Here is a 12,871-nt window from a genome sequence, read left to right as displayed (position 1 = left end):
TCAGCGGTCGGCGGATAAGCATTACTTATGGAAGTGTGACGATCGTCACTCTCCCGCCTCCGGACGCGAAGGCGGGAAAATAGCAGCGATTAATGCCAGCAGAAGTGATGGACAACCTGGGTGATGAGCTCGCGCGTCGGCTTAATAAACCGCGTCTCCAGATATTCATCCGGCTGGTGGGCCTGGTTGATGGAGCCCGGACCTAACACCAGCGTAGGACACAGCGTCTGGATAAACGGCGCTTCGGTGCAGTAGTTCACCACTTCGGTCTGCGCGCCGAGCAGTTTTTCAACCACTTCTACCAGCTTGTGGTCCGGAGGGCATTCATAGCCAGGGATCGGCGGATGCAGCTCAGAGACCGTCAGACGCCCCGGCCAGCGTTCGCTCACCGGCGCCAGCGCTTCATCCAGCAGGCCGTTCAGGTCGTTAAGCGTCATACCCGGCAATGGACGAATATCCATGTGCAGCTCGCAGCAGGCGCAGATGCGGTTGGATGCATCGCCGCCGTGAATAGCGCCCAGGTTGAGCGTCGGATAAGGCACGGTGAAGGCGGCGTAGTGGTAACGCTCTTTTAAGTCATCGCGCAGTTGCATGATGCGGCCAATCGCATCGTGCATCAGTTCGATAGCGTTCACGCCGCGCGCCGGGTCGCTGGAGTGGCCGGACTGGCCCAGTACGCGTACCGCTGTTGAAATGTGCCCTTTATGCGCCCGTACCGGCTGCAGCGAGGTCGGCTCGCCGATGATCGCGCAATCCGGGCGCAGCTGTGTGGTTTCGGCGAAGTAGCGCGCGCCCGCCATGCTGGTTTCTTCGTCAGCGGTAGCCAGTATATACAGCGGTTTTTTCAATTTACTGACGTCAACGTCGCGCAGGGCATCGAGGATAAACGCGAAGAAGCCTTTCATATCGGCCGTGCCGAGTCCGTAGAGTTTGTTGTCGTGCTCGGTAAGGGTAAACGGGTCGCGAGTCCAGCGGCCATCGTCGAAAGGCACGGTATCGGTATGCCCGGCGAGCAGCAGGCCGCCAGCGCCGTGGCCGGTACTGGCCAACATATTGAATTTATTACGCGTCTCAGGTACCGGCTGGATCTCGACGTTAAAGCCCAGATCGCGGAACCAGCCGCCGAGTAAATTGATTAAAGACTCATTGCTTTGATCCAGCGCTTCTTCGGTCGCGCTGATGGAAGGTGTGGCGATCAATGCGCGGTAAATCTCGATAAAGGGCGGTAAATTGTTTTTCATTGTTGACACACCTCTGGTCATGATAGTATCAATATTCATGCAGTATTTGTGAATAAAAATACAATATCGTTGAGCGCAATAAAACCCATCGAATGTAAGGAGATGCTCTTCCAATGCTAAATACGCTGATCGTGGGAGCTAGCGGCTATGCCGGCGCAGAGCTGGTGGCCTATGTAAATCGCCACCCTCATATGAACATAACCGCTTTGACCGTCTCCGCGCAAAGTAATGATGCTGGAAAGTTCATTTCCGATATACATCCGCAGCTGAAAGGTATTGTCGACCTGCCGCTGCAGGCGATGTCTGATATCAGCGAATTTAGCGCTGGCGCGGATGTGGTGTTCCTCGCGACCGCGCATGAAGTTAGCCACGATCTGGCGCCGCAGTTTTTGGCCGCGGGCTGCGTGGTGTTCGATTTGTCCGGCGCGTTTCGCGTCAACGATGGCGCGTTCTACGAAAAATACTACGGTTTCACTCATCGGCATCCGGACCTGCTCAAACAGGCGGTATACGGCCTGGCGGAGTGGAACGTCGAAGCATTGAAAGAGGCGAATTTGATCGCGGTGCCTGGCTGCTACCCGACGGCGGCGCAGCTGTCGTTAAAACCGCTGATCGATGCCGGTCTGCTGGATCTGAAGCAGTGGCCGGTGATCAACGCCACCAGCGGCGTCAGCGGCGCCGGTCGTAAGGCGGCGATGAGCAATAGCTTCTGTGAAGTCAGCCTGCAGCCGTACGGCGTTTTCAATCATCGCCATCATCCAGAAATTGCCACCCATCTGGGCGCAGAGGTGATCTTCACTCCCCATTTGGGCAATTTTAAACGCGGTATTCTTGAAACCATTACCTGTCGCCTGAAGCCGGGCGTCGGTAAAGAGCAGGTTGCAGAGGTCTTCCAGCAGGCCTATGCCAATAAGCCGTTGGTCCGTTTATACGATAAAGGCGTACCGGCGCTGAAAAATGTGGTTGGGCTGCCATTCTGTGATATCGGTTTTGCCGTCCAGGATGAACATATTATCGTCGTGGCCGCAGAAGATAACCTGCTGAAAGGCGCGGCAGCGCAGGCCGTGCAGTGCGCTAACATTCGTTTCGGCTTCGCTGAGACGCAGTCTTTAATTTAAGGTGTGATGATGAACAATCCATTGATTATCAAACTTGGCGGCGTGTTGTTGGATAGCGAAGAAGCGCTGGAACGTCTGTTTACCGCGCTGGTGCACTACCGCGAAACACACCAGCGTCCGCTGGTTATCGTCCACGGCGGCGGCTGCGTGGTGGATGAGCTGATGAAACAGCTTAATCTGCCGGTGAAAAAGAAAAATGGCCTGCGCGTAACGCCTGCCGATCAGATTGACATCATTACCGGCGCGCTGGCGGGAACCGCCAACAAAACGCTGCTGGCATGGGCGAAAAAGCATGGTCTGGCTTCGGTAGGGCTGTTCCTCGGCGATGGCGATAGCGTGAAGGTGACTCAGTTGGATGAAGAACTGGGCCACGTTGGTAAAGCGCAGGCAGGCTCGCCGACGCTTATCAATACGCTGTTGGCGGGCGGCTACCTGCCTGTCGTGAGCTCGATCGGCGTCACCGACCAAGGACAACTGATGAACGTCAACGCCGATCAGGCAGCGACGGCGCTGGCGGCGACGCTGGGCGCGGATCTTATCCTGCTGTCCGATGTTAGCGGCATTCTCGACGGTAAAGGTCAGCGGATTGCGGAAATGACTGCCTCCAGGGCCGAGCAACTGATTGAACAGGGCATTATTACCGACGGCATGATCGTGAAAGTGAACGCGGCGCTGGACGCGGCGCGCGAGCTGGGCCGTCCGGTAGATATCGCCTCCTGGCGCCATGCCGAGCAGCTGCCGGCATTATTTAACGGTACCCCGATCGGTACGCGTATTTTGGCTTAAGATTGAATGCCCGGCGGCGCGTTGCTTGCCGGGGCAACAAGACCGTAGGCCGGGTAAGCGTAGCGCGGCCCGGCAGAACTCACGAATTAAGGAAGCATGTTATGGCACTTTGGGGCGGGCGTTTTACACAGGCAGCAGATCAGCGGTTCAAACAATTCAACGACTCTTTACGCTTTGACTATCGTCTGGCGGAACAGGATATCGTGGGATCCGTCGCCTGGTCCAAAGCGCTGGTAACCGTAGGCGTACTGACCGCCGATGAGCAACTGCAGCTGGAAGAGGCGCTGAACGTCTTGCTGGAAGAGGTACGCGCCAACCCGCAGCAAATCCTTGAATGCGATGCCGAAGATATCCATAGCTGGGTCGAAGGAAAACTGATCGATAAAGTCGGCCAGTTGGGCAAAAAACTGCATACCGGACGTAGTCGTAATGACCAGGTCGCCACCGATCTCAAGCTGTGGTGCAAAGAGACCGTCACCGAGCTGCTGTCCGCGACCCGCCAACTGCAAAGCGCGCTGGTGGAAACCGCGGGCAACAATCAGGACGCGGTGATGCCGGGTTATACCCATCTGCAGCGCGCCCAGCCGGTGACTTTTGCGCACTGGTGTCTGGCCTACGTTGAAATGCTGGCCCGTGATGAAAGCCGCCTGCAGGATGCGCTCAAGCGCCTTGATGTCAGCCCGCTGGGCTGCGGCGCGCTGGCGGGAACCGCTTATGAAATCGACCGTGAACAGCTGGCCGGTTGGTTGGGTTTCGCATCGGCGACCCGTAACAGCCTCGATAGCGTCTCCGATCGCGATCACGTGCTGGAGCTGCTTTCCGATGCCTCTATCGGCATGGTGCACCTGTCGCGTTTTGCCGAAGATCTGATTTTCTTCAATACCGGCGAAGCGGGTTTTGTTGAATTGTCTGACCGCGTTACTTCCGGCTCGTCACTGATGCCGCAGAAGAAAAACCCGGATGCGCTGGAACTGATCCGCGGTAAATGCGGCCGCGTGCAGGGCGCGCTGACCGGCATGATGATGACCCTGAAAGGGCTACCGCTGGCCTACAACAAAGATATGCAGGAAGACAAAGAAGGGCTGTTCGATGCGCTGGACACCTGGCTCGACTGCCTGCACATGGCGGCGCTGGTGCTGGACGGTATCCAGGTGAAACGTCCGCGCTGTGCGGAAGCGGCGCAGCAGGGTTACGCCAACGCTACCGAGCTGGCGGATTACCTGGTAGCAAAAGGCGTTCCGTTCCGTGAAGCACACCATATCGTCGGTGAAGCGGTGGTTGAAGCGATTGCTCAGGGCAAAGCGCTGGAAGATTTACCGTTAAGCGACCTGCAAAAGTTCAGCAACGTTATCGGCGATGACGTCTATCCGATCCTGTCGTTGCAGTCCTGCCTTGATAAACGTGCGGCCAAAGGCGGCGTCTCGCCGCAGCAGGTGACGCAGGCGATTGCCGACGCCAGACAGCGCCTGGTGTAAGAGATTGCACCGGTGTTGAATGAGCCTGGGTACTCCCCGGGCTTTTTTACGTAAAAAAAAGCGGACACGAAGTCCGCAAAAGTTCACGTTGGCTTTAGTTGTTCGGGTAGGGAAACTGTGAGGCGACTCAATGATTTTCAGATGTTCTCCTCGTTTCTGTGGTTATTATTGAACAGAAAACTTGATAGGGATAATCGTTCGTTGCTATTCTATCTATCGCCATGGACTATCGTGGCGATGGAGGATGAATAATGAATATTCGCGATCTTGAATACCTGGTAGCGCTGGCTGAACATCGCCACTTCCGACGTGCGGCAGATTCCTGCCACGTCAGTCAGCCCACGCTCAGCGGACAAATTCGCAAGCTGGAAGATGAACTTGGGGTGATGTTGCTGGAGCGCACCAGCCGTAAGGTTCTGTTCACTCAGGCGGGTTTGCTGCTGGTGGATCAGGCGCGTACCGTGCTACGCGAAGTAAAAGTGCTCAAGGAGATGGCAAGCCAGCAAGGGGAAACCATGTCCGGGCCGCTGCATATCGGCCTGATCCCGACGGTGGGGCCATATTTGCTGCCGCACATAATCCCGATGCTGCATCAGACTTTCCCGAAGCTGGAAATGTATCTGCATGAGGCGCAAACCCATCAGCTGCTGGCGCAGCTCGATAGCGGTAAGCTCGACTGCGCGATCCTCGCGCTGGTCAAAGAGAGTGAAGCCTTTATCGAAGTGCCGCTGTTCGATGAGCCGATGATGCTGGCTATCTACGAAGACCATCCGTGGGCAGAGCGCGATCGCGTTCCGATGGCGGATTTAGCGGGTGAAAAGCTATTGATGCTGGAAGACGGACACTGTCTGCGCGACCAGGCGATGGGCTTCTGCTTTGAAGCGGGTGCGGATGAAGATACCCACTTCCGGGCGACCAGCCTTGAAACGCTGCGCAACATGGTTGCCGCCGGAAGTGGTATTACGCTGCTGCCGGCGCTGGCGGTGCCGCAGGAGAGAAAACGCGATGGCGTGGTCTATATTCCGTGCATTAAGCCGGAACCAAGACGTACCATCGGGCTGGTTTATCGTCCTGGTTCGCCGCTGCGTAGCCGCTATGAGCATCTGGCGGAGGCCATCCGCAGTACTATGGATGGCCACTTTGATAAGGCGTTAAAAGAGGCGGTTTAAGCCGTTTAACGCCGCTACCCGATAGGCTTCGGCCATGGTCGGGTAGTTAAAGGTGGTGTTAACGAAGTACTCAATGGTGTTACCGCCACCTTTCTGCTCCATAATCGCCTGACCGATATGAATAATTTCGGCCGCGCGCTCACCAAAGCAGTGGATACCGAGGATCTCTTTCGTCTCACGATGGAACAGAATCTTCAGCGTACCTACGCTCATACCGACGATTTGCGCCCGCGCCAGATGTTTAAACTGCGCGCGACCCACCTCATAAGGCACCTTCATGGCGGTTAGCTGCTGCTCGGTTTTACCCACTGAGCTGATTTCTGGAATGGTGTAGATCCCGGTCGGGATATCTTCAATCAGATGCGCGGAGGCTTCGCCTTTGATCAGCGCCTGTGCGGCGATGCGCCCCTGATCGTAAGCCGCTGACGCCAGGCTCGGATAACCGATAACGTCGCCGACGGCATAGATATGCGGCAGAGCGGTCTGATACATGCTGTTCACTTTCAGCTGGCCGCGGCTGTCGGTTTGCAGACCGATATTTTCCAGCGCCAGGGTGTCGGTGTTACCGGTACGGCCGTTGGCATACAGCAGACAGTCAGCTTTCAGCTTCTTACCGGATTTCAGATGCATGATCACGCCATCATCAACGCCTTCGATTTTCTCGTACTCTTCGTTGTGGCGGATAACCACGCCGCTGTTCCAGAAGTGATAGGAGAGTGAATCGGACATCTCCTGATCGAGGAACGCCAGTAGACGATCGCGGGTGTTGATCAGATCGACCTTCACCTCCATACCGCGGAAGATCGACGCGTACTCGCAGCCGATCACCCCGGCGCCGTAAATGATCACATGGCGCGGTTCGTGGTGCAGGCTAAGAATGGAATCGCTGTCGTAAATACGCGGGTGGTGGAAATCGACGTCGGCCGGATGATACGGGCGCGAGCCGCAGGCGATAACGAATTTCTCGGCGGTGACCGTTTCTACGGTGCCATCGTGACACTCCAGCGCCAGCGTGTGCTCATCAACAAAGTGGGCGTTGCCCTGCAGAATTTCGCAGTGGTTGCGCTCATAGAAACCCTGACGCATATGGGTTTGCTGGTTAATGACGCTGTCGGCATGGTTGAGGATGTCGGCGAAGGAAGAACGGAGAAGACGGGAATGGTCGCTGTAGAGGGGGTTTTGGTTAAACTCAATAATACGGCTGACGGCATGGCGAAGCGCTTTTGACGGGATGGTTCCCCAGTGGGTACAACCACCGCCGACGTTATGGTAGCGCTCGATAACGGCAACACGAGCTCCCTGTTTCACCAGTCCCATCGCGGCGCCTTCGCCGCCAGGACCGGAACCAATCACTATTGCATCATAATCCCAAGAGTGTGACATGGCATTACTCACCTGTTTTATACACAAAATAAACACGATGATAACATTTGGCGAGCTTTAACCCAATTATCGTTGTGCTTTTTTGCGGCATAAAAGCAGAAACGGCTCATAAACAATCATTCACAATCCAGTACAAACCGATTAGTTTTAATCTCTGGTATAGTGCCGACAGGGCTATTGGAAGGATTCATACATCGTGATGGGCGTAAGAGCACAACAAAAAGAAAAAACCCGCCGCTCGCTGGTGGAAGCGGCATTTAGCCAACTTAGCGCTGAGCGAAGCTTTGCCAGCCTGAGCTTGCGCGAGGTTGCGCGGGAAGCAGGGATCGCGCCGACGTCCTTTTATCGTCATTTTCGCGATGTCGATGAGTTAGGCCTGACAATGGTAGACGAAAGCGGGCTAATGTTGCGCCAGCTGATGCGCCAGGCGCGCCAGCGCATTGCGAAAGGCGGCAGCGTGATCCGCACCTCCGTCTCTACCTTTATGGAGTTTATTGGTAACAACCCGAACGCTTTCCGTCTGCTGTTGCGTGAGCGTTCTGGCACATCCGCGGCGTTTCGAGCCGCTGTAGCGCGCGAGATCCAGCATTTCATCGCGGAACTTGCCGACTATTTAGAACTCGAAAACCATATGCCGCGCGCCTTTACTGAAGCGCAGGCTGAAGCTATGGTCACCATCGTATTCAACGCCGGTGCGGAAGCGTTGGACGTTAGTCCGGAGCAGCGCCGACAGCTGGAAGAGCGGCTGGTACTGCAGCTCAGAATGATTTCAAAAGGCGCGTATTACTGGTATCGCCGTGAACAAGAAAAAATGTCACATCATTCCGAATAACGTGAAGGACGAGCAATGAAACACTCAGTTCAAGATAAAGGTACGCTACTGCTGGCGCTGATCGCGGGTTTGTCCATTAATGGCACCTTCGCCGCGCTGTTCAGCTCAATCGTTCCCTTTTCCATCTTCCCGGTTCTGTCGCTGCTGCTGACGGTGTACTGCCTGCATCAGCGCTATCAGAACCGCAGTATGCCAGTCGGGCTGCCGGGGCTTTCCGCCGCCTGCTTTATTCTCGGCGTCCTGCTGTATAGCACCGTGGTGCGCGCAGAATATCCGGATATCGGCTCTAACTTCTTCCCGGCGGTGCTGTCCGTCGTGATGGTGTTCTGGATCGGTTACAAGATGCGCAACCGCAAAGATACCGCGGCGGAGTAATCCGCCAGGCAATAACCCGGCAACGTTGCGTTCGCCGGGTTTTTTTATGCGTTTATTTCTTCGTTAACAGGACGCCGCATTCCATATGGTGGGTATACGGGAACTGATCGAATAGCGCCAGGCGGGTGACATTGTGCGTCTGGCTGAGGGTTTCCAGGTTCTGGCACAGTGTTTCCGGGTTGCAGGAGATATAGAGAATTCGCGGATAGGCCTGGACCATTTTTTCTGTCTCGCTATCCAGCCCGCTGCGCGGCGGATCGACAAAAATGGTCTCGCACTGATAGCTCTGCAGATCGATGCCCTGCAGGCGATTAAACTGCCGCACGCCGTTCATCGCCTGGGTAAACTCTTCCGCCGCCATGCGGATAATTTGCACGTTATCGATATGGTTGGCGGCAATATTGTATTGCGCGGAGGCGACTGACGGTTTAGCGATTTCCGTCGCCAGCACGCGCTCGAAGTTACGCGCCAGCGCCAGCGAGAAGTTGCCGTTGCCGCAGTAGAGCTCCAGCAGATCGCCGGTGGAACCTTTGGTGACGTCCAGCGCCCACTCCAGCATCTGAATATTCATCGCCGCGTTTGGCTGGGTAAAGCTGTTTTCCACCTGACGATAGATCATTTCGCGCCCGCCAACCGGCAGACGTTCATCGACATAATCCCTATCGAGCTCAATTTTGGTTTTAGTGGCGCGGCCAATCAGCTGCACGTTGAGGTTTTGCGCGCGTAGGGCATCGCGCAGCGCTTCCGCCTGCTGGCGCCACTCGTCGTCGAGCTTTTTATGATAGAGCAGCGAGACGATGGCCTGGTTGCTCATGGTCGTCAGATAATCAATCTGGAAAAGCTTATGGCGCAGGACCGGGTTATGGCGCACGCCGTCGAGCATTGCCGGCATCAGCTGGTTGATGAGCTCGCTGGCGGCCGGGAAGGTATCGACGCGAATACGCGACTTGGTCTGCTGATCGAAGATGATGTGATAGAGGTCGTCGCCGTCGTGCCACAGGCGAAATTCAGCGCGCATCCGGTAGTGGCTGACCGGCGAACGAAACACCTCCGGAACCGGCGCGGCAAAAGGGGCCATCATTTTCTGCAAACGGACGACTTTTTCTGCCAGTTGCGCTTCGTATTGCTCGGTAGGAAGGTGTTCGGGGGTCATGATGCATCCTGAATAAAATAAGTACGCGGGGATTGTAGGGAAAGCATTGGGGATGTCCAGCCCTCGTTGCGGATGAAATATCGTTATAGCAGTCTGGACATCTATATGTTTCTAATTGTAGCATCTTGCAACCGGTCCTCTGAGTTAATAGGGAATCCAGTGCGAATCTGGAGCTGACGCGCAGCGGTAAGGAAAGGCGAGAAATAAGCGCACTCGGTGCAGACACTGCGGTTAGCCGTGGGAAGTCATTATTTCTTAAAGCAGCCTCCAAGCCCGAAGACCTGCCGGATACGTCGCATTTGGTTTCTATCATCGCGAGCTACTGATAGAGCCGGCGGCATCCTCTCTATATTATGGATGCTTTTACAATGATTAAAAAAGCTTCGCTGATGACGGCTTTATCCGTCACGGCATTTTCCGGCTGGGCGCAGGACAGCAATTCAAATACGTTAGTGGTGACGGCAAACCGTGTGGCGCAACCTATCGAGACCGTGCTGGCGCCGGTGAGCGTGGTGACGCGGCAGGATATCGATCGCTGGCAGTCAACCTCTCTCACCGATGTGATGCGCCGCCTGCCGGGCGTGGACATCGCGCAAAACGGCGGCATGGGGCAGCAGAGCTCTCTTTTCGTACGCGGCACCAACTCCAGCCATGTCTTAATTTTGGTGGATGGCGTGCGTCTGAATCAGGCGGGCGTCAGCGGCTCTTCCGACTTAAGCCAGTTCCCTATCGCTCTGGTGCAGCGCATTGAATACGTTCGCGGCCCGCGCTCGGCGGTCTACGGCTCAGACGCGATTGGCGGGGTGGTGAACATTATTACCACTCGCGACCAGGACGGCACAACGCTCAATGCCGGCGTGGGCTCAAATGGCTACCAGAACTATGGCGGCAGCACGCAGCAGACTTTCGGCGGTAATACCCGCGTCACCCTGGCGGGAGACTATACCTATACCAAAGGCTTTGATGTGGTTGCGGAAGGCAATACCGGCGGCGTTCGCCAGCCGGATCGCGATGGCTTTATGAGCAAAACGATCTACGGCGCGCTGGAGCATAGCTTCTCCAATGAGTGGAGCGGCTTTGTGCGCGGGTACGGCTATGACAACCGGACGGCCTACGACGGCTCTCCTTATGGCGGCGTATTAGTCGACACTCGCCAGCTGTACAGCCAGACCTGGGATGCCGGCCTGCGTTTTAATCAGGATATCTTCCACTCGCAGCTGACTTCCAGCTATAGCCACAGCAAGGACTACAATTACGATCCGCGACTGGGGCGCTATGACACCTCGGCGACGCTGGATGAAGTGAAACAGTACAACGTGCAGTGGGCGAACACGGTCGATGTTGGCCACGGCAACGTTGGCGCTGGAATCGACTGGCAGAAACAAACCACCGAGCCTGGCACGAACTATGTGACCGAAGGCTACGAAATCCGTAATACCGGCCTGTTTCTCACTGGCTTGCAAAAGTTGGGCGATTTCACCCTGGAAGGGGCGGCGCGTAGTGATGATAACTCGCAGTTTGGCCAGCACGGTACCTGGCAGAGCAGCGCCGCGTGGGAGTTTATCGACGGCTATCGCTTTATCGCCTCTTATGGCACCGCCTACAAAGCGCCGAATCTCGGCCAGCTGTACGGCTTCTATGGTAATCAGAATCTCGACCCGGAAGAGAGCAAGCAGTGGGAAGGGGCCTTTGAAGGCCTGACGTCTGGGGTGACATGGCGGCTGTCCGGGTATCGTAATGACATCGATAATCTGATCGACTACGACTCGCAGCTGATGAAATATTACAACGTCGGCAAGGCGCGTATTAAAGGTATTGAAGCGACGGCGTCGTTTGATACCGGGCCGCTGGCGCACAGTATCAGCTATGACTATGTCGATGCGCGTGATGCGAAAACCAACGAGCTGCTGGTGCGCCGGGCAAAACAACAGGTGAAATACCAGCTGGACTGGCAGGTTTATGATTTCGACTGGGGTGTGACCTATCACTATCTTGGCACCCGTTATGACAACACTTACGACCCGGTAACCTATGCGCCTGAGAGCGTTAAGTTGGGCGGCGTCAGCTTGTGGGATCTCGCAGTTTCGTATCCAGTCACCTCACATCTCACAGTTCGTGGTAAAATAGCCAACCTGTTCGATAAAGATTACGAGACAGTATATGGCTACCAAACTGCAGGACGGGAATACACCTTGTCTGGCAGCTACACCTTCTGATCCACGTCCCACCGTGCTGGTGTTTGATTCCGGCGTCGGTGGGTTGTCGGTATATAACGAGATTCGGCAGCTTCTGCCGGATCTACATTACATTTATGCTTTCGATAACGTTGCTTTCCCCTATGGCGAGAAGAGCGAAGAGTTTATCGTTGAGCGTGTTGTTGAGATCGTGACTGCCGTTCAGCAACGCTATCCTCTGGCGCTGGCGGTCATCGCCTGTAATACCGCCAGTACCGTTTCCCTGCCAGCCCTACGTGAAAAGTTCGCTTTCCCGGTGGTCGGCGTGGTGCCGGCAATTAAGCCTGCCGCGCGCTTAACGGCAAACGGCATTGTTGGCCTGCTGGCGACGCGCGGTACCGTCAAGCGTCCTTATACCCGTGAACTCATTGACCGCTTTGCCAATGAATGCCGCATCGAAATGCTGGGTTCCGCTGAACTGGTGGAATTGGCAGAGGCGAAGCTGCACGGCGAAGCGGTACCGTTAGAAGAGCTGCGTCGAATTCTGCGTCCGTGGCTACGGATGCAGGAACCGCCCGATACGGTCGTATTAGGTTGTACGCACTTCCCGCTACTGGCGGAAGAACTGCAACAGGTTATGCCGGAAGGAACGCGGTTTATCGATTCCGGCGCGGCGATTGCTCGACGCACCGCCTGGCTGCTGGAGCATGAAGCGCCGGATGCCAAATCGAATGATGCCAATAAGGCTTTTTGCATGGCGATTACCCCGGATACTGAACAGCTTTTACCCGTTTTACAGCGTTACGGCTTTGAAACGCTGGAAAAACTACCGCTTTAATGGCGTTTTGCGCAAAAAAAAGACGGTTGAAAAGTTTTTTGAAAACAGGGCTTGTCAACGTCTCAGAACTCCCTATAATGCGCCACCACTGACACGGAACAACGGCAAACAAGCCGTCGGGTCAGCGGGGTTCCGGTGAGAACCTCGCGGAGAAAAGCAAAAATAAATGCTTGACTCTGAGGCGGGAAAGCGTAATATGCACACCCCGCGCCGCAGCGAAAAACGAAGCGGCACTGCTCTTTAACAATTTATCAGACAATCTGTGTGGGCACTCAAAGTGACATGGATTCTTAATGTCTTCGGACAATAAATGAATACCAAGTCTCT

General features: G+C 55.5%; 11 protein-coding genes and 1 riboswitch. Of the genes, 8 read left to right on the top strand and 3 right to left on the bottom strand.

The features are described 5' to 3' along the window. Window positions 1-89: 89 nt before the first annotated feature. Window positions 90-1,241, bottom strand: a complete 1,152-nt coding sequence (argE, locus tag PGR79_RS22110) for an acetylornithine deacetylase (protein WP_015368914.1) — start codon at window positions 1,239-1,241, stop codon at window positions 90-92. 113 nt (window positions 1,242-1,354) lie between these two features. On the opposite strand from argE, the gene argC reads away from it, so the two are divergent. The 4 genes from argC (at window position 1,355) to oxyR (ending at window position 5,789) form a co-directional block, all read left to right on the top strand. Continuing rightward, the gene (gene argC / locus PGR79_RS22105) at window positions 1,355-2,359 is read left to right on the top strand and encodes an N-acetyl-gamma-glutamyl-phosphate reductase (RefSeq protein WP_271032462.1); all 1,005 of its coding nucleotides are present in this window, start codon (window positions 1,355-1,357) and stop codon (window positions 2,357-2,359) included. A gap of 9 nt (window positions 2,360-2,368) precedes the next feature. After that, window positions 2,369-3,145 (top strand): acetylglutamate kinase, encoded by a 777-nt coding sequence (gene argB / locus PGR79_RS22100; RefSeq protein ID WP_113374915.1) that lies wholly within the window; start codon window positions 2,369-2,371, stop codon window positions 3,143-3,145. A gap of 101 nt (window positions 3,146-3,246) precedes the next feature. Further along, window positions 3,247-4,620 (top strand): argininosuccinate lyase, encoded by a 1,374-nt coding sequence (gene argH / locus PGR79_RS22095; protein WP_430922514.1) that lies wholly within the window; start codon window positions 3,247-3,249, stop codon window positions 4,618-4,620. A 251-nt stretch (window positions 4,621-4,871) separates the two neighbouring features. Further along, entirely contained in the window at window positions 4,872-5,789 is a 918-nt protein-coding gene (gene oxyR / locus PGR79_RS22090) for a DNA-binding transcriptional regulator OxyR (protein WP_015368909.1), read from the top strand. Here the strand turns inward: oxyR and sthA are convergent. After that, complete coding sequence (gene sthA / locus PGR79_RS22085) at window positions 5,772-7,172, bottom strand: Si-specific NAD(P)(+) transhydrogenase (protein ID WP_015368908.1); 1,401 nt, start codon at window positions 7,170-7,172, stop codon at window positions 5,772-5,774. The genes oxyR and sthA overlap by 18 nt on opposite strands. A gap of 196 nt (window positions 7,173-7,368) precedes the next feature. Here sthA and fabR point away from each other — a divergent pair, with 196 nt between their 5' ends. After that, complete coding sequence (gene fabR / locus PGR79_RS22080) at window positions 7,369-8,004, top strand: HTH-type transcriptional repressor FabR (protein WP_015368907.1); 636 nt, start codon at window positions 7,369-7,371, stop codon at window positions 8,002-8,004. Between the two features lie 15 nt (window positions 8,005-8,019). Further along, window positions 8,020-8,379 carry a YijD family membrane protein gene (locus tag PGR79_RS22075; RefSeq protein WP_045395329.1) on the top strand — a complete coding sequence of 120 codons (360 nt, stop codon included), beginning with the start codon at window positions 8,020-8,022 and terminating at the stop codon, window positions 8,377-8,379. A 52-nt stretch (window positions 8,380-8,431) separates the two neighbouring features. Here PGR79_RS22075 and trmA read toward each other — a convergent pair whose 3' ends face one another. Then, window positions 8,432-9,532, bottom strand: a complete 1,101-nt coding sequence (gene trmA, locus PGR79_RS22070) for a tRNA (uridine(54)-C5)-methyltransferase TrmA (RefSeq protein WP_113374917.1) — start codon at window positions 9,530-9,532, stop codon at window positions 8,432-8,434. Between the two features lie 115 nt (window positions 9,533-9,647). Beyond that, window positions 9,648-9,835, top strand: a riboswitch (cobalamin riboswitch). Window positions 9,836-9,900: 65 nt separating this feature from the next. Here trmA and btuB point away from each other — a divergent pair. Both btuB and murI read left to right on the top strand, forming a co-directional pair. Continuing rightward, entirely contained in the window at window positions 9,901-11,748 is a 1,848-nt protein-coding gene (gene btuB, locus PGR79_RS22065; RefSeq protein WP_113374918.1) for a TonB-dependent vitamin B12 receptor BtuB, read from the top strand. Continuing rightward, complete coding sequence (gene murI / locus PGR79_RS22060) at window positions 11,693-12,544, top strand: glutamate racemase (RefSeq protein WP_015703959.1); 852 nt, start codon at window positions 11,693-11,695, stop codon at window positions 12,542-12,544. Before btuB ends, murI begins: the two co-directional genes overlap by 56 nt. Window positions 12,545-12,871 lie beyond the last annotated feature (327 nt).

It is taken from the genome of Klebsiella sp. 141161 (assembly GCF_050600815.1).
Taxonomy (GTDB): domain Bacteria; phylum Pseudomonadota; class Gammaproteobacteria; order Enterobacterales; family Enterobacteriaceae; genus Klebsiella; species Klebsiella aerogenes.
This window is presented reverse-complemented; position numbering and strand designations above follow the sequence as displayed.